24 protein-coding genes are annotated in these 24,639 nt (G+C 40.3%); 10 read left to right on the forward strand and 14 right to left on the reverse strand.

Annotation, left to right across the window (positions count from 1 at the left end):
* Nucleotides 1–22 precede the first annotated feature (22 nt).
* Nucleotides 23–1,309: a threonine synthase gene (gene thrC / locus ACYVIL_RS15300; protein ID WP_303472534.1), complete on the forward strand. Its 1,287-nt coding sequence runs from the start codon at nucleotides 23–25 to the stop codon at nucleotides 1,307–1,309.
* The gene (gene ung, locus ACYVIL_RS15305; protein WP_460313268.1) at nucleotides 1,310–1,972 is read left to right on the forward strand and encodes a uracil-DNA glycosylase; all 663 of its coding nucleotides are present in this window, start codon (nucleotides 1,310–1,312) and stop codon (nucleotides 1,970–1,972) included.
* A 50-nt stretch (nucleotides 1,973–2,022) separates the two neighbouring features.
* Here ung and ACYVIL_RS15310 read toward each other — a convergent pair whose 3' ends face one another.
* The 3 genes from ACYVIL_RS15310 to tal form a co-directional block, all read right to left on the reverse strand.
* Nucleotides 2,023–2,193, reverse strand: a complete 171-nt coding sequence (locus ACYVIL_RS15310) for a DUF3545 family protein (RefSeq protein ID WP_303472530.1) — start codon at nucleotides 2,191–2,193, stop codon at nucleotides 2,023–2,025.
* Between the two features lie 285 nt (nucleotides 2,194–2,478).
* Nucleotides 2,479–4,125, reverse strand: a complete 1,647-nt coding sequence (pgi, locus tag ACYVIL_RS15315; RefSeq protein ID WP_460313270.1) for a glucose-6-phosphate isomerase — start codon at nucleotides 4,123–4,125, stop codon at nucleotides 2,479–2,481.
* Nucleotides 4,126–4,242: 117 nt separating this feature from the next.
* Nucleotides 4,243–5,196, reverse strand: coding sequence for a transaldolase (tal, locus tag ACYVIL_RS15320; RefSeq protein WP_303472526.1), 954 nt, complete (start codon nucleotides 5,194–5,196; stop codon nucleotides 4,243–4,245).
* Between the two features lie 375 nt (nucleotides 5,197–5,571).
* On the opposite strand from tal, the gene yaaA reads away from it, so the two are divergent.
* Together yaaA and ACYVIL_RS15330 are read left to right on the forward strand one after the other, a co-directional pair.
* The gene (gene yaaA, locus ACYVIL_RS15325) at nucleotides 5,572–6,345 is read left to right on the forward strand and encodes a peroxide stress protein YaaA (RefSeq protein ID WP_460313273.1); all 774 of its coding nucleotides are present in this window, start codon (nucleotides 5,572–5,574) and stop codon (nucleotides 6,343–6,345) included.
* 94 nt (nucleotides 6,346–6,439) lie between these two features.
* On the forward strand, nucleotides 6,440–7,696 hold the full coding sequence (locus ACYVIL_RS15330) for a lytic murein transglycosylase (RefSeq protein WP_460313275.1): 1,257 nt from the start codon (nucleotides 6,440–6,442) through the stop codon (nucleotides 7,694–7,696).
* A 42-nt stretch (nucleotides 7,697–7,738) separates the two neighbouring features.
* Here ACYVIL_RS15330 and ACYVIL_RS15335 read toward each other — a convergent pair whose 3' ends face one another.
* The 6 genes from ACYVIL_RS15335 to ACYVIL_RS15360 all read right to left on the reverse strand — a co-directional run bounded on the left by ACYVIL_RS15335 (nucleotide 7,739) and on the right by ACYVIL_RS15360 (nucleotide 14,384).
* Nucleotides 7,739–10,468 (reverse strand): ATP-binding protein, encoded by a 2,730-nt coding sequence (locus tag ACYVIL_RS15335; RefSeq protein WP_460313277.1) that lies wholly within the window; start codon nucleotides 10,466–10,468, stop codon nucleotides 7,739–7,741.
* Nucleotides 10,469–10,502: 34 nt separating this feature from the next.
* Nucleotides 10,503–11,786 (reverse strand): ABC transporter substrate-binding protein, encoded by a 1,284-nt coding sequence (locus ACYVIL_RS15340; protein ID WP_460313279.1) that lies wholly within the window; start codon nucleotides 11,784–11,786, stop codon nucleotides 10,503–10,505.
* A 103-nt stretch (nucleotides 11,787–11,889) separates the two neighbouring features.
* Complete coding sequence (locus ACYVIL_RS15345; RefSeq protein ID WP_303472514.1) at nucleotides 11,890–12,312, reverse strand: DUF4426 domain-containing protein; 423 nt, start codon at nucleotides 12,310–12,312, stop codon at nucleotides 11,890–11,892.
* Between the two features lie 9 nt (nucleotides 12,313–12,321).
* On the reverse strand, nucleotides 12,322–12,843 hold the full coding sequence (locus ACYVIL_RS15350) for a YggT family protein (protein ID WP_460313281.1): 522 nt from the start codon (nucleotides 12,841–12,843) through the stop codon (nucleotides 12,322–12,324).
* A 13-nt stretch (nucleotides 12,844–12,856) separates the two neighbouring features.
* On the reverse strand, nucleotides 12,857–13,678 hold the full coding sequence (gene proC / locus ACYVIL_RS15355; RefSeq protein WP_303472511.1) for a pyrroline-5-carboxylate reductase: 822 nt from the start codon (nucleotides 13,676–13,678) through the stop codon (nucleotides 12,857–12,859).
* A 13-nt stretch (nucleotides 13,679–13,691) separates the two neighbouring features.
* Nucleotides 13,692–14,384 carry a YggS family pyridoxal phosphate-dependent enzyme gene (locus ACYVIL_RS15360; RefSeq protein WP_303472510.1) on the reverse strand — a complete coding sequence of 231 codons (693 nt, stop codon included), beginning with the start codon at nucleotides 14,382–14,384 and terminating at the stop codon, nucleotides 13,692–13,694.
* A gap of 29 nt (nucleotides 14,385–14,413) precedes the next feature.
* On the opposite strand from ACYVIL_RS15360, the gene ACYVIL_RS15365 reads away from it, so the two are divergent.
* From ACYVIL_RS15365 to ACYVIL_RS15375, 3 genes are read left to right on the forward strand one after another with little or no spacing between them, the layout of a single operon-like run.
* Entirely contained in the window at nucleotides 14,414–15,457 is a 1,044-nt protein-coding gene (locus ACYVIL_RS15365) for a type IV pilus twitching motility protein PilT (RefSeq protein ID WP_460313284.1), read from the forward strand.
* Between the two features lie 9 nt (nucleotides 15,458–15,466).
* A complete protein-coding gene (locus tag ACYVIL_RS15370; protein WP_460313286.1) occupies nucleotides 15,467–16,579 on the forward strand; it encodes a PilT/PilU family type 4a pilus ATPase in 1,113 nt (370 codons plus the stop codon).
* 5 nt (nucleotides 16,580–16,584) lie between these two features.
* On the forward strand, nucleotides 16,585–16,911 hold the full coding sequence (locus ACYVIL_RS15375) for a putative signal transducing protein (protein ID WP_303472504.1): 327 nt from the start codon (nucleotides 16,585–16,587) through the stop codon (nucleotides 16,909–16,911).
* Nucleotides 16,912–16,913: 2 nt separating this feature from the next.
* On the opposite strand, the gene ruvX is transcribed toward ACYVIL_RS15375, so the two are convergent.
* The 4 genes from ruvX to cysK form a co-directional block, all read right to left on the reverse strand.
* Nucleotides 16,914–17,333: a Holliday junction resolvase RuvX gene (ruvX, locus tag ACYVIL_RS15380; RefSeq protein ID WP_303472502.1), complete on the reverse strand. Its 420-nt coding sequence runs from the start codon at nucleotides 17,331–17,333 to the stop codon at nucleotides 16,914–16,916.
* Nucleotides 17,334–17,348: 15 nt separating this feature from the next.
* On the reverse strand, nucleotides 17,349–17,906 hold the full coding sequence (locus tag ACYVIL_RS15385) for a YqgE/AlgH family protein (RefSeq protein ID WP_303472500.1): 558 nt from the start codon (nucleotides 17,904–17,906) through the stop codon (nucleotides 17,349–17,351).
* Entirely contained in the window at nucleotides 17,893–18,858 is a 966-nt protein-coding gene (gene gshB, locus ACYVIL_RS15390; protein WP_460313289.1) for a glutathione synthase, read from the reverse strand. Before gshB ends, ACYVIL_RS15385 begins: the two co-directional genes overlap by 14 nt.
* Nucleotides 18,859–19,040: 182 nt before the next feature.
* Nucleotides 19,041–20,021 carry a cysteine synthase A gene (gene cysK, locus ACYVIL_RS15395; RefSeq protein ID WP_303472496.1) on the reverse strand — a complete coding sequence of 327 codons (981 nt, stop codon included), beginning with the start codon at nucleotides 20,019–20,021 and terminating at the stop codon, nucleotides 19,041–19,043.
* 123 nt (nucleotides 20,022–20,144) lie between these two features.
* Here cysK and ACYVIL_RS15400 point away from each other — a divergent pair, with 123 nt between their 5' ends.
* The 3 genes from ACYVIL_RS15400 (at nucleotide 20,145) to ACYVIL_RS15410 (ending at nucleotide 23,071) form a co-directional block, all read left to right on the forward strand.
* A complete protein-coding gene (locus ACYVIL_RS15400) occupies nucleotides 20,145–20,597 on the forward strand; it encodes an Lrp/AsnC family transcriptional regulator (protein WP_303472493.1) in 453 nt (150 codons plus the stop codon).
* Nucleotides 20,598–20,844: 247 nt separating this feature from the next.
* Complete coding sequence (locus tag ACYVIL_RS15405) at nucleotides 20,845–22,221, forward strand: sugar porter family MFS transporter (protein ID WP_460313355.1); 1,377 nt, start codon at nucleotides 20,845–20,847, stop codon at nucleotides 22,219–22,221.
* A 76-nt stretch (nucleotides 22,222–22,297) separates the two neighbouring features.
* A complete protein-coding gene (locus ACYVIL_RS15410) occupies nucleotides 22,298–23,071 on the forward strand; it encodes a ThuA domain-containing protein (protein WP_460313292.1) in 774 nt (257 codons plus the stop codon).
* A gap of 123 nt (nucleotides 23,072–23,194) precedes the next feature.
* Here the strand turns inward: ACYVIL_RS15410 and xylA are convergent, their stop codons facing one another.
* Nucleotides 23,195–24,514 carry a xylose isomerase gene (gene xylA / locus ACYVIL_RS15415; RefSeq protein WP_303472490.1) on the reverse strand — a complete coding sequence of 440 codons (1,320 nt, stop codon included), beginning with the start codon at nucleotides 24,512–24,514 and terminating at the stop codon, nucleotides 23,195–23,197.
* Nucleotides 24,515–24,639: the final 125 nt, after the last annotated feature.

Below are 24,639 nucleotides of genomic sequence, written 5' to 3' on the forward strand. Positions count from 1 at the left end.
ATAAAATAAAGGTAGTAATTAAGTGGAATTGTTTAATTTAAAAGATGACAGCGATCAAGTTAGTTTCGCTGAAGCGGTAAAAAAAGGCTTAGGTAAAAACCAAGGGCTATATTTTCCAAAGGAATTTCCTAAGTTCGAAAATATCCAAGCAATCTTGGATATGCCATTCGTTCCCCGTTCAGTGGAAATATTGTCAAAGTTAATTGGCGATGAGCTTTCCAAAGCTGAAATTCAAGGTATTGTCGAAAAAGCGTTTGCTTTCGAAGCTCCCTTGGCAAAAGTGACTGACGGTATCTACAGTCTTGAATTGTTCCATGGGCCAACATTGGCGTTTAAAGACTTTGGTGGCCGCTTTATGGCGCAAGTCTTGTCTGTCATCGCAAAAGGTGAGCCTATTACTATCCTTACCGCGACCTCAGGAGATACTGGTGCGGCTGTTGCCCATGCATTTCATGGATTAGACAATATTAATGTGGTGATTTTGTATCCTAAAGGCAAAATTAGTCTGCTACAGGAAAAGCTGTTCACAACACTTGGCGACAATATCCACACTGTTGCCATTGAAGACGACTTTGATGCTTGCCAACAATTAGTCAAATCTTCCTTTGATGATATTGAAGTGCGTCAAGGCTTGCACTTAAACTCGGCTAATTCAATTAACATCAGTCGTTTGCTGGCCCAGGTTTGTTATTACTTTGAAGCGATTTCTCAGTTGTCAGAAGAAGAGCGTGAAAACGTCGTGATTTCTGTACCAAGCGGAAACTTTGGTAACCTAACCGCAGGGATGATTGCTAAAGTGATGGGCCTACCTATCAAACGTTTTATTGCGGCGACTAACTCTAATGATACGGTTCCCCGTTACCTGAAAACCGGTGACTGGGATCCAAAAGCGACAGTTGCTACTTTATCCAATGCTATGGACGTGAGCCAACCAAACAACTGGCCAAGAATCGAAGCCCTAATCGAACGTGGTTTAATTGACAAAGAAATGTTGCAGGGTGATGCGGTAGATGAAGATTACACTCAGGTTGCTATGAAACAATTGGCTCAACTTGGTTATGTGAGTGAGCCCCATGCCGCAATCGCTTATAAATCGTTAACACGTTTTATTGAGCCAGGTGAAACCGGTATTTTCTTAGGTACTGCTCACCCAGCGAAATTTAGAGAAAGTGTTGAGAATGTACTGGGGCAGCCTATTAGTTTGCCTCAACCTTTGGCTGACTGTGCTGGTAAAGAGAGCTTCTCGGTAGACTTGGCTAATGATTATGAGCAATTAAAGGCTCATTTATTCAAGACTCTACAAGCGTAAATGCTAACTTGGAAAGAAATTATTGAGGCTGAGAAAAAACAGCCTTATTTCCAAAACATAGAACAGTTTATTGCCAGTGAACGTGGCGCGGGTAAAATAATTTATCCGCCAGATGAGTTTGTCTTCAACGCCTTTAAAATGACTCCCTTTACGGATGTTAAGGTTGTCGTCTTAGGTCAAGATCCATACCACGGCCCGGGACAAGCTCATGGTTTAAGTTTTTCGGTAGAATCAACCGTTAAAATCCCGCCATCATTGAGAAATATATTCAAAGAACTGGCTGAGGATATTGAAGGCTTTACAATACCGGCCCATGGCAATTTGACTCAATGGGCGAAACAAGATGTGTTATTGCTCAATACGGTATTAACTGTAGAGCAGGGCAAAGCCCACTCCCATGCAAAAATTGGCTGGGAAATATTCAGCGATAATGTGATCAGTCAATTAAACCAACACCGTCAGGGGCTAGTCTTTTTACTGTGGGGCAGCCATAGTCAAAAGAAGGGGCAATTGGTAGACCAAAATCGCCACCACATACTTAGGGCACCGCATCCATCGCCGTTGTCAGCACATCGAGGCTTTCTAGGATGTAAACACTTCTCCCAGACCAATAAAATACTGACTAGCCAAAGACAATCTCCAATAAATTGGCAGATTGACTAAAATCTATAGTGATAAAAAAAGCCCCACAATGTGGGGCTTTGATTTATCGTTTATAGGTTAGCTAATTCTGCTTCTAAAGACATGTCCATATCTTCGAGTTCTTTTCTCAGTTTATAGCGATCTTGAATCGCTTCTATTTCTCTCCACTTACGCTTTTTGCTTTTAGTTTTTGATGGGCGGGATTCGTTGTCAATCATTGACATTAATTTTTTTGTATCCACTTTACGTCTCCATTTATTGTTTTTGGCGCAAATAAGGCTAGTTAGTCAACCAAGATTTCCTGCTTTAGTTTCCTAACCGAGTAATTTTTTATCACAGGCGCTACCAAAATAAAACTATTAGTTTTAGTTTTTGTTAATAAAACATGAACTTTTGATGACAAAAAAGTGGTTTTTGCCTTTAAAGTGAACAAGTTGCAGGGTTTTCATGCAAACTAAGGAACGAGGTGGGAAAGGATTTGCTGTGTGCACTAAGCAACAGCAAATCCTACTTATAGAGGAAAAAAACTAATTGTTATTGGCAGCTCTAAACGCGGAAATCAGTTGATTAGTAGAACTGTCAAAATCCAATTGTGCATCGCTATTAACCAATTTGTCTAACACTTGGTTACCTAAAACTTTTCCAAGTTCAACACCCCATTGATCAAATGAGTTCACACCCCAAATCGCGCCTTGCACAAACACTTTGTGTTCATACATACAAACTAAGGCCCCTAGCGTCTTAGGATCTAGTTGATCAAATAATAAGGTATTACTTGGTTTGTTGCCGGGCATGGTTTTATGGGTGGCTAAAGACTGACGAGTTTCTTCATCTAAATTGGCACCCTCTAAATCAGCGTAGCACTCTTCATAGGTTTTACCTTGCATCAGTGCTTGGGTCTGCCCAAAACAATTAGAGGCTAGCATTGCGTGGTGAGTGTCATCTTGATTGTTTACTCTCAACGGGAACATAAAATCAGCAGGGATCAGTACTTTTCCTTGATGAATTAATTGATGAAACGAGTGTTGACCATTGGTACCCTCACTTCCCCAAATAACGGGTCCTGTTGCATAGTCAATTTGTTCATTTAAACCCGCTACGCTCTTGCCATTACTTTCCATATCCAACTGTTGGACATACGCTGGAAAACCACGTAGATAATGATAATAAGGCAGTAGAACATGACTTTGCGCAGCGTGGAAATTGGTGTACCAAACGCCAAGTAGGCCTAATAACATGGGGAGGTTTTGCTCTGCTGGTGCTTCTTTGAAATGGCAATCCATTTGGTAAGCGCCTTCGAGTAATTCACGGTAATTTTGGTATCCAACGGTTAACGCAATCGGTAAACCTATGGCTGACCATAATGAATAGCGGCCGCCAACCCAATCCCACATAGGGAAAATATTATTTTCGTCCATGCCAAATTCGACAGCCGCCTTGACGTTAGATGAAACGGCCACGAAATGCTTAGCAATATCCTTCTGACTACCACCTTGGTCAAGAAACCATTGTTTTGCAGTCAGTGTGTTTTGCAGAGTTTCTTGGGTAGTGAAAGACTTCGAAGACATGACTACTAAGGTATCGGTATGATCAAGATCAGCTAACACATCTTGGATATGACAACCATCCACATTAGCCACGTAGTGTACTGAAATACCTTTGTGCCAGTATGGCTTTAACGCCTCTGACATAATTTTAGGGCCTAAGAATGAGCCACCAATACCAATAGCCACAATATGTTTGATTGTTTTGCCTGTGTAACCAAGGTGCTCGCCAGAATGAATCGAATGAACAAAGTCTTTAATTTTATCTTGTGTGGCTAAAACCTCTGGCATAACATCTTCGCCATCAACCAACACGGGTTCACCGGAAAAGTTGCGTAAAGCAGTATGTAATACCGCTCTTTTTTCCGTGTAATTAACAATGTTGCCAGCGAACATAGCATCGCGCTTTTCAGCTACTTTTTGGCTATCTGCTAAACTATAAAGGGCCTGCAGTATTTCTTGGTTTATTAAGTTTTTGGAATAGTCTAACTTGATCCCACAGCTTTCCAAGGAGTACTTAGATGCTCTTGACTCATCTGCTGCAAACCAATCACGCATATGCTGATCAGCGATACCGCTAGCTAATTGCTCAAGGGTTTTCCATTGTTCACTTTGATTTACTAAAGACATTTATCAATTCTCTTCTTTTAAAGGCGATTAAAGATTGTTGTATTGGATGATTTTAATTCCTGCCAAGAAAACCTGGTAACTAAATAGCCATGTTTTCAGAGGCTAGGTTAAATCCATTTACAAAAGGTCTTTCAACATTACTTCTAGTTTGTCTTGATCTTTGGCAAAGTTACGAATACCTTCAGCAAGTTTCTCTGTCGCCATCGCATCTTGGTTATGTTCCCATCTAAATTGACTTTCAGTCAGTTTTTCGCCAGCTGTTTTAGTTGCACCTTTATCAATTAATTTGGTTTCCAAACCGCCTTCAGTTTGTGAAAGTTCTTCTAAAAGGTTTGGGCTGATGGTTAATCTATCACAGCCTGCTAGCTCAATGATTTCACCGGTATTACGGAAACTTGCTCCCATAACTACGGTTTTATATCCGTGTTCTTTATAGTATTGATAAATATTACTGACAGAAACTACCCCAGGATCTTCATTGGCTGGGTAGCTATCTTTACCTGTACTCGCTTTGTACCAATCTAGAATTCGGCCTACAAAAGGAGAAATTAAGAAAACGCCAGCTTCAGCGCAGGCTCGTGCTTGAGCGAAACTAAACAATAAAGTTAAGTTACAGTTAATGCCTTCTTTTTCTAATATTTCAGCAGCACGAATACCTTCCCAAGTGGAAGCTAATTTAATTAAAACGCGATCTTTACTAACACCTGCCTGGTCATACAAGGCGATAAGTTTTTTGGCTTTGGCGATGCTGCCTTGGGTGTCGAAAGACAAGCGGGCATCGACTTCCGTAGAAATGCGGCCAGGAACGATATTGACGATTTCTTTACCAATTTTGACCGCCAACATATCACCGGCATCTTCTATTTGCTGTAATTCATCATTTGATTGGCTTTTTGCCCAGGCGACTGATTCTTCAATCAAAGTGCGGTATTGAGGGAGTTCGGCAGCTTTAAGTAACAAAGATGGGTTAGTCGTAGCATCAACAGGTTGATACTTTTTAATGGCTTCGATGTCACCGGTGTCTGCCACTACAGTGGTGATTTCCCGCAAAGCTGCTAATTGATTTGTCATAAAAACCTCTTTAGAAAAAATTAATTTCACAATCATCGATAGTGAATGGTTATCGATATTGCCTGATAAAAATAGTAAACCTTAAGAATGACTCACAGGGTATAACTGTTAAGGTTTGGTTTCTACTTTATCGACCCTTGAACTATTAAAAATAATAGACTTATTATAATAAATAAAAGTGAGCAATTATATGAGTAGTGAGTAATTACTCAAAATTGTCACATTTATTTGTGGTTTCTAGGGGCTTAAATTCTAATTAAATATAAATTGAACTGTTAAATATGTAACTGTCCAAATGTTTAGTATTTATAATTAATGTTATAGTGATGACCGGCTTAAACCTGTCATTCACACAAATTTACCAAAGGATATTTGATGCTAGTTGTTGTATCACCTGCAAAGAATTTAGACTACGAAACACCGCCCACACCCCAACTTTTTTCTGAACCTGAATATTTGCCGGATTCTGACTTATTAATTAAAGAGTGTGTCAAATTATCACCGGCTGAATTATCCAGTCTAATGCATATAAGTGATAAATTAGCTGGTCTTAATGCTGCCCGGTTCAGTAGTTGGTCTTTGCCATTCACCCCTGACAACGCGAAACAAGCTATTTTAGCGTTCAATGGTGATGTCTATTCGGGCATTCAAGCCGAACAATTTAGTCAACAAGATTTAGAATATGCCCAGCAACACATGCGCATTTTATCTGGTTTGTATGGCTTGCTAAAACCCTTGGATCTTATGCAGCCATATCGTTTAGAAATGGGCACTAAGTTAGCTAACTTAAGGGGCAAGAATCTGTATGAATTTTGGGGAGACAAAATAACACTTGGCATCAATGATTCATTGCAACAGCAGGGTGACAACGTATTAGTTAACTTGGCTTCAAATGAGTACTTTAAATCGGTGAAGATGAAAAACTTGAAAGCCGAAGTTATTACACCAGTTTTCAAAGATAAAAAGAACGGTGAATATAAAGTCATTAGTTTTTATGCTAAAAAAGCAAGAGGATTAATGGCTCGATATATTATTGAAAAGCGTTTGTCTGATCCTGAACAAATTAAGCAATTTGATGCCGCTGGTTATCAATATAGTGCATCTCAAAGTAATGACAAACAGTGGGTCTTTACCCGCGAAGAACAGTGATATTGAATAGGGCAGTCATGAAATGCCAGAAACGTTATTAAGCTCAAGCGCGCCTTTTAAGCTACTATTAGAACTATTCAAGCCGAGGAATTATATGATGTCTGTTTTGACAAAAAGCACATTGGTTGCTGCAAATTTGTTTTATTGTGCCACCTTATTGGCACAAGATGCACCTGTTGAAACTGCTCTGGAGTCGGATGACGCAGTTTTTTCAACATGCATTTCTGGTATCCAGCAAAAAGCAGAAGTAGCAGGTATAGATAAAACTGTCATCGCTTATGCATTGGACGATGTAAAGCAAATTGACAAAGTGCTTGAATACGATCGTAATCAACCTGAATTTGTACAAACTTTCCCTACATATTTAAATAAACGTGTCACTCAATGGCGGATTGATAAAGGTCGTGAAATGCTGCGTAAGCATAAGGACCTACTGAGTCAATTAACTCAAGAGTATGGAGTCCCAGCCCACTATTTAATCTCCTTTTGGGGGTTAGAAACCAATTTTGGGAGTTACAAAGGCAAGATGCCAATTATCGACTCTTTAGCTACCTTGGCGTGTGATCAACGCCGCAGTCGATTTTTTACCCAAGAGCTACTCACTGCACTCAAGTTGATGCAACGAGAAAATTTGAAGAAAGATAAGATGCTTGGTTCCTGGGCGGGCGCGATGGGACACACGCAATTTATGCCTTCTGCATATATCAATTACGCCGTTGATGGAGATAATGATGGCTTAGTGGATTTATGGGACAGTGAACCTGATGCATTGTCATCAGCTGCCAATTTTTTAAGTAAATTAGGCTGGGAAAAAGGTTTTATTTGGGGAAGAGAAGTGACACTCCCGGAAAACTTTGACTATAGCCATGCAGGTAAAGATAGTCGAAAACAATTGGCTCAATGGTCCGAGTTTGGACTCCGTAAAGTGAATGACGATAAAATTCCTAAAAGTGATATGGATGCTTCACTCATTTTACCCACAGGGGCGAAAGGGCCCGCGTTTTTAGTTTACCGCAATTTTGATGTAATTATGCGCTGGAATAACTCTGAGTCTTACGCCCTTGCTGTTGGCTATCTAGCGGATCGAATTATTGGTAAACCTGAATGGAGCAAGTCTTTGCCCGACCTACCTAATTACCCGATCAGTCAAATGGTTGCCCTACAAGATGGGCTCAATGACCTTGGCTTTGATGTCGGTAAGGCTGATGGGATCATGGGACCGGCTACCCGTAAGGGCATTCGTCAATTCCAATTGTCTAATAATATGCTAGCCGATGGGTACCCTGATGAAAGTGTTTTCAATGGCGTGCAAGAAGCGGTAACTGCCCGCTCAGATGTAAGCGGCAGTTAATTTGACAGCTAAAGTTGAGGGGAAACTGATCTCCTCAACTCGTTAACTTTGTCTCTCAAGTATGAAGTCATCTTTTGCGGTGTTATCCGTCGTTTTTGAGGGGAGGTATTTACTCAATACGTGATTTAACATCTGGGGTTTAATGGGTTTCGTTATATAATCATTCATACCAGCTGCAAAAGCTAATTCAAAGTCAGAATTCATTGCGTTGGCAGACAATCCACATATTACTAAATCTTTGAAGCCCTGCCTTCTGAGCTGTTTGGTGGCTTCATAACCATCCATAACCGGCATTTGAATATCCATCAACACAATATCGTACTGAGGTGAATTGACTATCTTGGTCACGGCTTGATGACCATCTTCAGCTACATCAAAGGTTAAGCCAAGAGCTGTGAGCATTTCAGAGGCAACAATCTGGTTGATATGATTATCTTCCACCAATAAAACATGTCCTTTAAGTTGCGCTGATTTTGGGGTAACTTCTCCCAAATTAGGCGTGTCGTATGGGCAGTCAACGCCTAATGTTTGCAATATAAACAGACTAAAATGTCTAGGGGTAAATGGATGGGAAAGTACCGGCAGGTTCCATTTTTGTTGCAACAGTGAAGGTAGCGTACTGGGCTGAGTATTAGTGACTAAACCAATATTCATTCCTTTTTCTTTTGCTTTGGCAATATGTTGGTTTAAAACTTTGTGGGTTTTAATATCGTCAATATCTATCAACAACAAGGACTTTTCTTTATTTTGAAATTCAAAATTGTCGATTTCTGCTAACGATAAAGATACATAATCTTGATCCAAACTGTTCAAATAAGTATCGGGAGTTAAGCCTGAATCATTGACAGAAATGTGTGCAATACCCACTTCAAATCCTAAGTCCATAATTCGCTTATTTAGACTTCCAGCACCTACAATTAATTCCACTTGAAAATGACTTCCACTATTTACTGTTGAATCAACCGTTATTTTCCCGTGCATTAATTCTACGAGTTGTTTGACTATGGTTAATCCCAGCCCAGTACCACCGAACTTTCGGCTTGTAGAGTCATCTGCTTGAGTAAATGGATTAAATATACTTTTTAACTGTGCTTCATCCATACCAATACCGGTATCCTTCACTGATATTTTTAAACAAATTTGTTCATTCTCCAGTGGGGTGAAGTCGATGTGAATATGCACAGAACCATTGCGCGTAAATTTAACCGCATTGGTACACAAATTAAGTAGAACTTGGTTTATTCTCATGGGATCACCAATAAGTTCTACGGGTAGTAAGGGATTGACAAAAAATTGTATATTAAGGTTCTTTTCGTTTCCTTTGGCGGAAATATTAGCTAAAACGTTTTCGAACATCGATCTGGGGGAAAATTTTACTTTTTCGATATCCAGTTTGCCGGCTTCTATTTTTGAAAAGTCGAGAATTCCATTGATTAAATTCAGCAGAATATGGGTTGAATAAATAACCTTTTCTAAATTCGCTCTCTGCTTGTTATCAAGCTTCGATTTTAAAACGATATCGACTAAGCCGATAATGCCGTTCATTGGTGTTCGGATTTCATGACTCATATTGGCAAGAAAAATACTCTTAGTTGCCAAAGCCTCCTCCGCTTTCTTAGTTGAAATCGCTAACTCTTGATTGAGCTTTTCCTGTTTAGCATTCAGGTTTTTGGAATGTTCTAAAAGCTCTTGGGTCTGTTTATTCTTCTCTTGAAACACTTGTGCTGCTGCGGCTAATTCGCCAATTTCGTTGTTTTTGCGTTTTTTAATGGTCTTATTGATATTTTTGCCACTGGCCAAGGTTTTAAATAATTCAGTCATTTCAGATATTGGCATCATTACCCGATAAGTAAAAAACAATGCTGTTAATACGGCTAAGGCCACACTTATGGCAGCGAAAAGACTGTTGCGGCTTTGCGCATCTTTACCACTTTGAATAATTTCTTCATTTATTCGTTGTTGGTTCTCTGTAACAAGTTGATTGAGTTCTCTAGTTAAATATAAAAATTCGTTTGCCGAGCCTGCCATTACCACATTAATTAAGAATAAATACCCTCGGGTAACTTGAGTTAGTTGTTTAAAGTCAGTGCTCAATTTGTCTAAATCGGTTTCTAGGCTAAACAAAACTGGATTGTCTTTAAGAGATTCATTCATAATCTCTTTTGACTTTGACAACAAACTATCAAAATCGCCAACTATGCTTGGGTCTGGCGTTAACAAATACTCTAAAGACAGAGCATGAGCTTCAGACAGCTGCAGACTCATAGCCAATACTGCGCTACTTTCTTGCTCGGAAAGATTTTTACTGGATTGGTATTCTTCTAACTGTAATTGGGTTTTTTCGAACTGCCTTTTAATACTATCTTCGAATAACCTTTCTCTGCGGCTACGCCCTTGAATTACGTTTTCGAAATTAGTTCTATATTCTTGTAAGTGTGCCCGCATTCTGCTGATTCGATCGATATATACGGTGGCCTGATCATCAGACTGAACAGAGGTATATAGCAATGACAGGTTTGAGTTGATTTTGTCTTGGATTAAATTAAACCGCTCGATGACTGATTCACTGGCGGTTTGTTTATAAATCAGTACATATCGTTGGATATCAAGAAGGTCTTTTTCGAGATCGCGAACAAGGCCAACTTTATCCATTGTTTGTTGTGATAACGTTATCCCCGCCAAAAAGGCTTCTTGGTTTTTTGTAGACAAATACGACTGTGCGGTTAAAAAAAGAATCAGCGCAGTTAACACTATCGTTATTTGAATTTTCAACGAATTAAACAATTCCTTTAGATCTCCAAAATTATCATGAGCTAATAAATTCGTACCATTTTTGTAAGCTATAATCGTAAGTCGGCATCACTGTATTCCACACTGCTACATTTGAGAATCGTGTTTCGTAACTTCCGCCAGAACGAATCTCTCCTTTGTTGACTGAAATATTGCCATCAGTTCCTTGTAAATCATGACTCGCGGCCAATCCTCGATACCAATAATCCCACTCTGCTTGAGTCAAGTATTTAGCAGAACGTTGCGGATTTGAAATATAATATCCTTGCTTGGCGATAAAAGCGCCAGGCCAGCCTGATAACCACCAATTCATGTAATCATAAGCTGCATCTTTTTTACTTTTGGAAATTGCAGATGACAAACACATCACACCATGCCAACCCCTATAACCTTCTTTAGGAGCGGCAAATGAGACAGGTACATTTTGGCCATTTAATGCAGAAACGGCGGGTGAAAACATGCTTTCAATATGCACACGGTTAGAGCACATAAAGTCCACAGATTCGGGTACTGAGGTCCAAAATCCACTGAAGTGGTTTTTATGTTTCAATTCAATAAGATAATCAAACATGATGTCTAATTCTCGTTTCGACATCGCGCCTATATCGTTGAAGGTTAATACACCTTGCGCTTGAGCTGCTAAGGCTAAATCGAATATTCCTATTGTAGGTGCATTAACAATGCCGACTTTTCCTCGATTTTTTTGATCTAATAACCAACCCCAACTTTCAGTTTTATAAGGAATACCTTGGGCAATTTTGCTGGTGTTATAGCCGAAGGAATCTACATTATGAACATAGGGTAAAAAACTCACTTTATCCGTGTGTTCAATTCCTAAGCGACCATTGTTTTGTACATGTAAAATTTTGTAAGGGGCATCCCCTGCACCGAATTTAGCATCCTCGGTAATTTTGCCGGTTTTGGTTAACGAATTAATCTCGTCCCAATAGGTTAATCTTTTCTTCTCAATCCCTTGGATAGAACCCGATGCCCAAAGTACGTTAATGCTATTCGACCATTGTTCATATAAATCAAAAGACGTTGGATCTACCGAAGCTTTTTGCAAAATCGCAGCACTGCCACCAGCTTCAAAGATTAAATCGATGCCTAAATCTTGCATTGCCTGCTTGCGCAGTTCCTCTTGCAAGGTAACGTGAGTACCAAGAACTTTAAGTACAGTTTTAGTGCGGGCAAACACATAGGGAGCCTTGCTAATCAGCATTGCTGTGGTGCCACTTTTAGCTAAGGTTTTTAGCGTTCTACGTTTACTTTTATCTAAAAGGTTTGAAGTATTTGCCATGAAAACGATTCAGTCGATTCTAATAACTGAACGTTAAAGCAATTTAGTTACTTTATCTATTAAACAATGGTATAAAAAACAGACTAAATTAGCCTGGTTTTGATTATTCCTCACGATAAAGTTTTTGTTCAAATTTTAGTGTTTGATTGATCTTATTTTGTCTCAACGAAATGCTAAAACGGTAATGCTCTTCATGTTCAAAAGGCATAGAAGCCAAATAATATATGGCTTCTCCTTCAATAACTGGTTTAAACGTTAGTTCAGTTGTTGTACCTATGAGGTTTCTGGCTGTGCCACTTATATCTACTTTTTGAGCTTGTTTAGTTTTTCGGTCGATAATTGAAATATTAAGTAGAGTATTATTTGGACTCCGAACAATACCATTTGCCCGGGCGATTTCGGGCGTCAAAAAGGTAGTATTAAAAGCAATGTAATGAACATCCCAATCGCCTAAAACCTTTTTTTGTTCCGCAGTACAAACACTCGAGAGTAAAATTAGTGATAAACAAATAGCCCGGTAAAACATTTTAGGTTCCTAAAACAGTCGCATGATAAAAAGCAAAAAGATAATCAAAATCATAGGGGATAAATCAAGCCCGCCGATAGGGGGGATTATTCTTCTTATGGGCGCAATCATTGGCTCTGTTAACTGGTGAAACAAATATTCAAGGGGGTTATTTCCTTGGCTGACCCAACTTAGAATCGCACGAATAATAAGTACATATATGATTAATTGTACGCCTTCGATAAGTAGCATCAAAAACGCACTTTTTAGTAGCCATAGTACATCTAAAATCATGAACCCTTTTAGCCAAGCGATAACCCATACATTTGCTAAGGCTATGACCAAAGCAAATACAAAGGTTGCAGTATCAAACTTTCCTATGGAAGGAATGAGCCTGCGCATAGGGCCAACAACTGGGTGTGTCACTTTGACAACAAATTGACTCAATGGGTTGTAAAAATCGGCTTGGGCGAGTTGCAGCCAAAGTCGTAACATAACAACCATTAAATAAAGCTTAAAAATCGTTTCAACTAAAAAAGCCACGGCTTCCATATATTTTGATACCTTAAAATTGTTTAGACATTTGTTGGGCTCTACTAATTGCTGCATCCATCGCTTTGGCGACTATTGCCGGTAATTCACTTGCCTGAAAACTTTCAATGGCTTGATTAGTAGTACCGCCTTTTGAAGTAACTTGGGCTCTAAGCTCACCAATTTCAAGATGATCATTGTGACAAACCATTTCCGCTGCACCTAACATGGCTTGTTGGACTAACTTGCGGCTGTCGGATTGGCTCATTCCCAACGACATTGCGTGATTCTGCATGGACTCTAAGAATAAGAAAAAGTAAGCAGGGCTACTGCCCGCTGTGGCAATAACAATATCAATATCAGATTCCTTGGATACCCATAAGGTTTCGCCAACGCTGGCCATCATCTGATCAACAAAATCTCTTAATTCTTTGGCCAAGGTATCAGGAGCAAACAAACCCGTCATGCCTTTACTCAACAAACTAGGGGTATTTGGCATTGTTCTAACTAAATCGTATTGACCACCAAGCATTTCTAATAAACGGGCGTGGCTGATTCCAGCAGCAATAGATACAAATAATTTACCGTTCAAATCTTGCTTTTGAGCTAGATCTTGACAAACGGTTTCCATCAGTTGCGGTTTCACTGCTAGAACCACTACACTGGCTTGTTTGACCGCCTCTTGATTGTCTTGTGTGGTGTTTACACCTAATTCAGACTCTAAACTTTCTAGTTTTCCCACGGACGGGTTGCTGGCAATAATTTTTTTGGGGTCGTACCCAGAATTTACCAGACCTGAGATAATCGAACGTGTCATGTTACCTGCGCCAATAAACGCGATGGTTTTTTCACTCATAAATTATTGTCTCTTAGTTTGTGTAATTGCGGGCACCAAAAATGGCTGTTCCTACCCGTACCATTGTGCTTCCACATAGCACTGCTGGTTCAATATCTGCACTCATGCCCATAGATAACGTGTCAACTGATTCATAAGTTTGTTGCAAGTCGACGAAAAGTTGGTGCATGTGTTGATAGGTGTTAACCAATTCTTGCGCAGATTGTGAAGCTTTAGGAATTGTCATTAATCCCCTAAGCGTTAAGTTAGGTAGTGTAGCAATAAGCGCAGCCAGTGTCTCAACTTCATTGGCTAAAACCCCAGCTTTGCTGTGTTCTGCATTAATATTTACTTGAATAAGCACATTCAGCTTCTTATGAGGAGTGCGATGATTATTCAGGCGCGTGGCAATTTTTTCCCTATCGACACTCTGTACCCAATCAAAGTGTTCTGCAACCAGCTTAGTTTTATTCGACTGTAAGGGCCCAATAAAGTGCCATTCAATATCTTTAAGTTCTTGCAATTCCTGAACTTTTTCGACACCCTCTTGCACATAGTTTTCACCAAATGATCGGTGTCCAGCTTCATACGCAAGGACGATATCAGATACCGGTTTTGTTTTACTCACTGCTAGTAATTGGACTGAATTTGGCGCACGATTAGCTTTATTTACTGCCAGCGATAGGCTTTTGTGTGCGCTTTTGAGACGTTCTGCTATTGTTTCCATGTGCCATTGTTTAGACGGAGAATCATATTTTGGATATTACCGAACTTTTAGCTTTTAGTGTTAAGAATAATGCATCAGATTTACATCTATCAGCGGGTTTACCTCCGATTATTCGCGTTGATGGCGAAATCCGTCGTCTAAATGTGCCGGAATTGGATCATAAGCAAGTTCACGCGCTGGTATACGAAATCATGAATGATAAGCAGCGCAAAGAATACGAAGAAAACCTCGAAGTGGACTTTTCATTTGAGGTGAAAGATTTATCTCGATTCCGGGTTAATGCATTTATGCAAAATAGAGGTGCAGCTGCTGTTCTGCGAACCATTCCCAGTAAAGTACTGACCTTAGACGATTTAGGTGCACCAGCTATTTTTAAAGATATCATTAACCAACCCACGGGTATTGTATTAGTCACAGGTGCTACCGGCTCAGGTAAAAGTACCACCTTGGCGGCGATGATCGATCACATTAATACCAGTAAACGGGAACACATACTGACCATTGAAGACCCCATTGAATTTGTGCATGAGAATAAACTTTGCGTACTTAACCAGCGTGAAGTGCATCGTGACACCCATAGTTTTAACAATGCCCTTCGTTCTGCGTTGCGGGAAGATCCCGATGCTATTCTGGTGGGCGAATTACGTGATTTAGAGACAATTCGTTTGGCGATTTCTGCGGCTGAAACAGGCCATTTAGTGTTTGCTACCTTGCATACCAACTCCGCCCCTAAAACCATTGATAGAATCATCGATGTATTTCCAGCAGAAGAGAAGTCAATGGTGCGTTCCATGCTTTCAGAGTCATTGCGTGCCGTTATTTCTCAAACCTTGTTGAAAAAAGTGGGGGGAGGGCGTATTGCTGCCCATGAGATTATGATAGGTATCCCAGCGATTCGTAATTTAATTCGCGAAGATAAAGTGCCACAAATGTATTCTGTCATCCAAACTGGCCAAGCCCACGGCATGCAAACTATGGTTCAATGTTTACAGCGGTTAGTTGCGCAAGGTGTGATTACCGCTCAAGACGCAGCGGCTAAGTCAGTGGATAAACAACCTAAAATTGGTTTCTAGGAGTATCCAATGGATCTGAATCCTTACTTAAGAAAAATGGCAGAGCAAGGTGCGTCAGACTTGTTTATTACCGTGGGTTTTCCCATTAGTGCCAAAATAAATGGACAAATGACGCCACTCAATGATGAGCGTCTAACAGAAGAAGCTGCACTCGCGTTAGTCAATAACGTGATGAGTGAAAAACAACAAGATGAATTCAGCAACAGCAAAGAGTGCAATTTCGCTATTGCCAGAGATGGTATAGGGCGTTTTCGTTGTAGTGCATTTTGGCAACGAGATATGGCTGGCATGGTAGTGCGTCGGATTGTTACGCAAATTCCCAAAGCCGATGATCTGGGCTTACCAGAGATACTTAAAGACGTGATTATGTCTAAACGTGGATTACTTCTGTTTGTGGGTGCCACTGGTACGGGGAAATCTACTTCTTTGGCTGCTTTGATGGGCCATCGAAATCAAAATTCTCGGGGCCATATTCTGACCATAGAGGATCCCATTGAATTTGTACACGAACACGCAGGCTGTGTGGTTACACAACGGGAAGTGGGCATAGACACTCGCTCCTTTGACGATGCCCTTAAAAGTTCGTTGCGGCAGGCTCCGGATGTGATTTTAATTGGTGAGATACGTTCTATGGAAACCATGGAATATGCAATGTCCTTTGCTGATACAGGTCATTTGTGTGTGGCAACCTTGCACGCCAACAACGCCAATCAGGCGATAGAGCGGATTATGCACCTGGCACCACCTGAGCAGCATGAAAAATTGCGCTTTGACTTGAGCTTAAATTTACGCGCTATTGTTGCACAACAACTGGTACCTACCATTGATGGAAAAGGACGTGTAGCGGCCATCGAAATTTTACTCAACTCACCTTTAGTGACAGATTTAATTCAGCGTAATGAAATTGGTTCCCTTAAAGAAGCCATGAAAAAAGGTAAAGAAATGGGGATGCAAAGCTTCGACATGGCTTTGTACGAATTATACAAACAAGAGCGCATTAGCATGGAACAAGCTATCCATCATGCGGATTCCCCCAATGATCTTCGCTTAATGATTAAATTGGATACAGAAGAGGGCACGAGCTTAGGTTCATTGTCTAATGTTTCAATTGATATGGATTAGCCCCAATGAAGAAAATTTATTGGCATAATGAGCGCTTTCGAATTTATCAAATTAAGCAATTACTAGATGATAATCAGATCCCAAACTTTATCAAAAACGAGTTCGCGATTGGAGCAATTGGTGAATTGTCGCCATTAGATGCTATGCCTGAAGTGTGGCTAACGGATGAGACTTGGTACGATAAAGCGACGCAACTAATTGCCCAATTTAATCTTGTTCCTGAAAATACTGCTCGCTGGGTGTGTAATCAATGCCAAGAAGAAAATGAAGGAAGTTTCGCCCTATGTTGGAACTGTGGCAATAGTGCAAGTACTACTGCCAACGAACTTTGATATTACTGCGCCATAAAGCTTTCTAATATTAAGCAAGCTGAGGCGCTATCCACTTTACCTTTCGTCAGCTTTTTAAATCCCCCCATCTCAAAAAGTCGCGCTTTGGCATCCACTGTGGTTAAGCGTTCGTCAAGGGTTTGCACTGGGACTTTAAATTTAGCATGTAATCTATTGGCAAACTTTTGTGCTTTAAAGGTCATCTCCTGTTTACTGCCATCCATATTTAGGGGTAAGCCCACTACCACTAACTGGGGTTGCCATTGCTCGTATACTTTTTTAACCAGCTCCCAATCTGGAATACCATCGCGAGCTTGAATCGCGTCCAATGGCGAAGCTGTGCCAGTAATTTCTTGACCAATAGCAACACCAATACTTTTAGTACCAAAATCAAACCCCAAAAAGGTTCTAGACCCAATTGTCATAGTTCACAAACCTTTTTAAGCATGTCCAGCATCTGGACCTAGTTGCCAAACGTCAATACCAAGTCGACGCACAGCCTCTTCCCATTTTTTATGGATAGGAACATCAAACAATAATTCCTCATCTGCTTCTACTATTAGCCACGAGTTGTTTTGCACTTCCTCTTCAAGCTGCCCTGCAGACCAGCCTGCATAGCCAAGTGTTACTAAGGATTTCGCCGGTGCTTGCTCGTTACCCAGGGCAGATAATATATCTTTAGAGGTGGTGATCATTATTTCAGACGTGAGTTGTAAGCTTGAGCTCCAGCCAGGTTGAGTTGTGTGTAAAATAAAGCCTCTATCTTGGCTAACGGGACCGCCAGCTAAGACAATTTCATTGGCTTTTTCCTCTAATACAATGGCATCTTTATCCGCCTGGTTGATCAATTCTTGTAAACTCATTCCAATGGGTTGATTGATCACAAGACCCATAGCGCCTTTGTCATTATGCTCACAAATATAGGTCAAGGAGCGGGCAAAATAGGGATCATCTAAACTTGGCATGGCAACTAATAAATGATGTTCAAAGCTTTGCATTTCTATCACCTAAACGTTTCTCAATGGCATCAAATAACATACCTGTGATATTAACGTCATATGCGGCTTCAATTTCTTGTACACAGGTAGGGCTGGTCACATTAATTTCGGTAATTCTGTCACCAATAACATCTAAACCAACAAAAATCAGACCTTTTTCCACTAATAGTGGCGCAATTTTCTCTGCGATTTGTCTATCTGAATCAGATAAGGGCTGGGCTCTTCCTGTACCACCTGCCGCTAAGTTTCCACGGGTTTCCCCCTTGCTGGGCAAACGGGCAAGGCAATAAGGTACGACTTGTCCATCAATGATCAGAATTCGTTTGTCACCGTCTTTAATTTCCGGCATGTAACGTTGAAACATTGCATAGGTAGTACCGTTATCCGTTAAGGTCTCCATGATCACACCTAAGTTTGTACCCTCTGGCGTGACACGAAATATGGATGTTCCGCCCATCCCATCTAAGGGTTTACAAATAATGTCTTGGTGCTTTTTGTGAAATTCGCGAATCAAGGCTGAATTACGGGTGACTAGGGTATCTGGAATTAAATCGGGAAACCAAGAAGTAAATAATTTTTCATTAAAATCACGCAAACTCGAGGAACGATTTACAACGAGCGTTCCCCCTTGCTCGGCTAATGAAAATATGTGAGTGGCGTATAAAAACTCACTGTCAAACGGAGGATCTTTGCGCATCAAAATAACATCAAGCTCTGCCAAGTTGCCGTTTTTTGCTTCGCCTAGCTCAAACCACTTTTGTGGATCTTTGATAACGTTTAAAGGACGCATTTGCGCCATAGGAACACCGTTATCAATATATAGGTCAGACATTTCCATATAAGTAATGTCATAACCACGCTGCTGAGCATCCAATAACATTGCAAAGCTGGTGTCTTTCTTGATATTTATGCTTTCTATCGGATCCATGACGATCCCGAGTTTAATAGCCAATATTGATCCTTGTTGATTGATATTAATTCATCATACCTAAGATCTTGTGCTGCGACTAAAAATTTCAAGGGAAAGCCCATGCAAAAATTAGCTAACTTCATTAAAAGACGCTAAATTCTGCACAGCAACAGGCTGCCTGGAGTAATTCGTGACTATTAGTAAACCTGTAAAACAGACTTAAACTATTGGCAGTGAGAAAACAAATCCGTGCTGAAATAGCGTTCCGCTGTATCCGCAAATAAGGTTACAATTCGTTTCCCTTTATTTTCTGCTGAAGTCGCTAAACGCATACTTGCACACAACGCCGCTCCTGATGATATACCCACTGGAATACCTTCAATTCTGGCTAACATTCTTGCATATTCTACGGCATCATCGTCACTAACGGTTTCAATGCTATCAATGACACTCACGTCTAAAATGTCTGGCACATGACCCGAACTAAGCCCTTGAATTTTATGCACACCACTTTTTCCCTCGCTCAACACAGGGCAAGCACTGGGCTCGACGGCAACAATTTGGATACTGGGATTCAGTTGTTTAAGGGCCTTAGCGATTCCGGTAATAGTCCCACCGGTACCAACACCTGCTACAAATATATCTAGATTACCATCGCAGTCCCGCCATATTTCCTGTGCAGTGGAATTAAAGTGGGTGTCCACGTTAGCGAGATTAGAAAATTGGTTCAACGAAACGGCATTGGGTTGCTGGCTGACTAATAGTGCAGCGTGATCAATTGCACCTTTCGTGCCTAACGCTTTGGGTGTGGTAATAACATTGGCACCATATAGACGGATTAACTTTCTGCGCTCAATCGACATGTGTTCTGGAATAACAATGGTCAATGGAATTTGTCTTATTGCACATATCCACGCGCAAGCTACACCATTGTTACCCGAAGTTGCTTCTATGATATGGGTGTCAGAGGTAAATTCATCTGAGGCCATTAATGCATCTATCATGGCTAAAGCTGGGCGATCTTTTACCGAACCGGCAGGGTTAAAGTATTCTACTTTGGCTACAAGATCACACTCAAGTTCAGTATTTTCGATCATTCGAGACAATCTCACCAAAGGGGTGTTTCCAATTGTTTGGGTAATATTGTCATGTATTTTTTCGTTTAGACCGATTTGCGGTTGAATGGTATTTTGTCTTGCTAGCATAACCTTGTTGTCCATTGTTGTTTTTTATAATTCTGCCATAGAAAAAAAGTAAAAAATTCTAAACTGTTTTATGTTTTTGCTTTATATTAGAATTACATTCTAATTGTATTGGGTTTTTGTATTTTGGATTCTATTGATAAGGCTATTTTACGATTAATGCAAAAAGACGTAACACTTTCGGTAAGTCAAATTGCAGAGCAGGTGGGATTGAGTAACACTCCTTGTTGGAGACGGATTCAACTTCTTGAAAAAGAAGGGATCATTAGCAGACGAGTGGCGTTGTTGAGCAGTGAAAAAGTCGGATTAAATGTGACGGCGTTTGTGCAAGTGAAAGCAGGTAAACATGACGATAAATGGTTTAAGATGTTTGCCGCTCACGCCAGAAATTTAGAAGAAGTGATTGAATTTTACCGTATGAGTGGTGAATATGATTATATGCTTAAAGTGATGGTCACTGATTTAAAAGCCTTTGATGTGTTTTACAAAAAATTGGTATCGGGAATTGATTTGTCCGATGTCACTTCTAGTTTTTCTATGGAACAAATTAAATATACCACTACCCTGCCTATTGTCTGAGTCCTTCCATCTTTTAGTCATCTATTTAAAGACATTATTAAAACATTGAAACTCAATGTCATTCACTAATCTTCTAATGGTTTTATTTTAATTCGTTTTTGTTTCCAAATTACCAGTGTTCTCTATATTCTATCGATTAACAATTATTTAACAGTGTTAACCGATTGAAAGACAAAGGGATCGTTTTTGGTTTTCGGTTAAAAATTAAAATAAAAAGGAATCTGAGTTGATACAAGAAAAAGAAAATATGTTGTTCATCGTTATGGTGAGCTGCGTTGCAACCCTAGGCGGATTTTTATTTGGTTTTGATAGCGGTGTGATTAATGGCACCGTAGATGGTTTACAAAACGCATTTAACTCAGACAGTGTTGGTACGGGTTTTAACGTAGCCAGCATGTTGTTGGGATGTGCAATAGGCGCATTTTGCGCCGGCCGACTAGCGGACTTATTTGGCCGAAAAACGATTTTAATTTTGGCCGCCATATTTTTTATTATTAGTGCTTGGGGATCGGGTATCGCTGATAGCTCTGGCGAGTTTATTATTTATCGCATTCTCGGCGGAATAGCCGTTGGAGCCGCATCGGTTATGGCTCCTGCATACATAAGCGAAATTGCCCCTGCAAGATTCCGTGGCATGCTAACAACGATTCAACAGGTCGCTATTATCAGTGGCTTGTTTGCTGCATTCGTAAGTAACTACTTACTTGCGGATTTAGCTGGTGTATCCACATCTGATTTATGGTTGGGTTTTAGTGCATGGCGGTGGATGTTCTGGATTGAATTAGTGCCTGCATGTCTATTTTTGTTAAGTTTATTACTTATCCCAGAAAGTCCCCGTTTTCTAGTCATTAAAAAGAAATTAACCACCGCCAAAGTGGTGCTCGTTAGGTTATATGGGCAAAAGGCTGGAGAACAAAAGTTAGCTGAAATTGAGGGGTCTTTAGCAGGTGATCATCAACCTAAATTATCCGACTTGATGGATAAAAGCTCTGGGAAAGTAAGAAAAATTGTATGGGTAGGAATCGGTTTGGCCATATTCCAACAGTTAGTTGGTATCAATGTCGTTTTTTACTACGGTGCGGTGCTTTGGCAAGCGGTTGGATTTTCTGAATCAGACGCTTTGCTGATTAACATTATCAGCGGTGCAGTGAGTATTGCTGCCTGCATAATAACCATGTTGTTAATTGATAAAATTGGGCGTAAGCCTTTACTAACCCTAGGCTCGATAGGAATGACCTTGACCTTAGGTCTAATGGTCTTTTGTTTCGCAACGGCTGATTTTGATGCCAAAGGGAATTTGGATTTAGGAAGTTTAGGAACGCTGGCGTTGGTCTCTGCCAATGCATATGTTTTTTTCTTTAATCTTTCCTGGGGACCAGTAATGTGGGTAATGTTAGGAGAAATGTTTCCAAATCAAATTCGTGGTTCTGGTTTGGCGGTGGCTGGATTATTTCAGTGGGGGGCTAACTTTGCGATTACCATGACCTTCCCAATTATGTTGACTAGCATTGGCTTAGCTGGCGCATACGGGTTCTATGCAGTTTGCGCGCTGTTGTCTGTGCTGTTCGTGGTTAAATTAGTACATGAAACCAGAGGCACTGAATTAGAAGATATGATTGGATAAGTTCAAGTTTATATTGGAAAAAGGCAATGGGATTGCCTTTTTTTGATTTTTATAAGGTTAAGAGGAGAGAGACAATATGGCCACTAAAAATTGCTTAGGCATAGTCACAGTGCTAGTAGCAACCTTACTATTAAGCCTGTCGGTAGAAGCCAAACAATTTAACGTTTTGGTGTTTACCAAGACGGCGGGTTTTCATCATACTTCAGTGAACCAAGCAATAAGTGCACTAAAAAAGATGTCTGAAAAACACCATTTTTCAATGGATTGGCAGGAAGATGCGAATGTATTTAATCAAAAAAATCTTGCTAAGTATGATGTTGTGATGTTTTTGCTTACCACTGGGGATATTTTGAATCCGTCCCAGCAACAAGCATTTGAACAATTTATCGAGTCTGGTAAAGGCTTTGTAGGTGTACATAGTGCAAGCGATACAGAATATGATTGGCCGTGGTATGGACAATTAGTTGGTAGGCAATTTGTTATTCATCCGCTTATTCAAACTGCAGAGTTATCAGTCATTGATCGCTCCTTCCCAGGAACGGAAAAGTTACCTGACGTATCCTTATGGACAGATGAATGGTATCAATATGGTCCAGAGTTAAGTTCTAACTTAAATTATATTCTAAGTATAGACGAGTCAACTTATGCTCCAGAAGCAGATTGGGGACAGGTAAAAGGTAAAGGAATGGGGGAGTTTCATCCCGTTGCCTGGTATCAGGAAATCCACGGAGGTCGTGCTTTTTATACCGGTTTAGGTCATTTGCCTGCTGTTTACGAAAACACTGCCTTTCTGGAACATTTGTTTGGTGGAATGTACTGGGCTTATAGCGGTAAAGGTATCCGTAAATAAATTGGCCCGAGTCCAATGAACAATAAACGAAATATTGCTTAAAGTACTTTTCAGACATAAAGAAGGCCTCGAATATAGAGGCCTTTTTTAATCTTTAATTTAAAGTAGTTTAAACCCTACTAATTAACCATAAAGTACGCGGTTCACTTTATTTTCTAATAACTCTTGCTGTCCGCTAACGTGTTTTGGTGCAAGGGAGTTATCTAGCGTAAACTTGGCTAAAGATTGCAACGAATGTTCACCGCTGATAATGCCTTTACCCAGGTCTTTGTTCCAACCGGCATAGCGCTCTTTTACTTTAGCTGCCAAGAAATCATTGTTAATGATCTCTGCGGCTTTTTTCAAACCTAGGGCCATATGATCCATACCACCTATATGTCCATGGAATAAATCCGTAGGATCAGAACTTTGTCTACGTAGCTTGGTATCGAAGTTTAGACCGCCTGTGGTAAAGCCCCCAGCCTTGAGTACCTCATACATAATGAGTGACAATTCTTCCACTGCATTTGGGAACTGATCGGTATCCCATCCGTTTTGCGCATCACCGCGGTTTGCATCTATGCTTCCAAAGATACCTAAAGATACAGCGGTCGCAATTTCATGGTGGAACGAGTGGCCAGCCAAAGTTGCATGGTTGGCTTCAATATTCATTTTAAACTCTTGCTCTAAACCGTACTGTTTTAAGAAACCATATACAGTGGCACTGTCATAATCGTACTGATGTTTGGTGGGTTCCTGAGGCTTAGGTTCAATCAGCAAGGTGCCTTTAAATCCAATTTTATGTTTGTGCTCAACAACCATTTGCATAAAGCGAGCTAGTTGCTCTCGTTCTTGACGCAAATCAGTATTCAATAGGGTTTCATAGCCCTCACGACCTCCCCATAAGACATAATTTTCACCACCAAGGCGTTTGGTTGCATTCATTGCATGAAATACTTGGGTAGCGCCGTAAGAAAACACCTCTGGATTGGGGTTAGTCGCACCACCGGCAGCATATCTTGGGTTACTAAACAAGTTGGCAGTACCCCAAAGTAGCTTCACCCCAGACTCTTCTTGTTTGGCTTCTAACACATCAACCATCTGCGCAAAATTTTCAGTGTATTCTTTGATTGAGTTACCTTCTGGGGAAACGTCTACATCGTGGAAGCAATAAAACGGGATGTTTAATTTATTAAAAAACTCAAACGCCACATCCGCTTTTTGTTTTGCCCGTTGCATAGGATCACCGGGTTTCAACCATGGACGACCAAAGGTGCCTTGACCAAATACATCAGCCCCATCCCAACAAAAGTTATGCCAGTAACACGCTGCAAAACGCAGGTGCTCTTTCATGCTTTTTCCTAAAATGATTTGCTCTGGGTTGTAATGATGAAACGCCAATGGATTATCTGAATCCACTCCTTCATATTGGATTTTTTCAATGTTTTCGAAATATTGGGACATCTTGGTCTCCTGCTACAAATGAATGATTGCTGTAAATATAAAATGAATAGTGAGTGTTTATTGCCAAGCTAACAATTACGTTTTGTGCTTAGACTCTTGTGCTTTTTGTTCAATGTCAGTTGAAC

The sequence above is a fragment of the Aliiglaciecola aliphaticivorans genome (assembly GCF_054782055.1).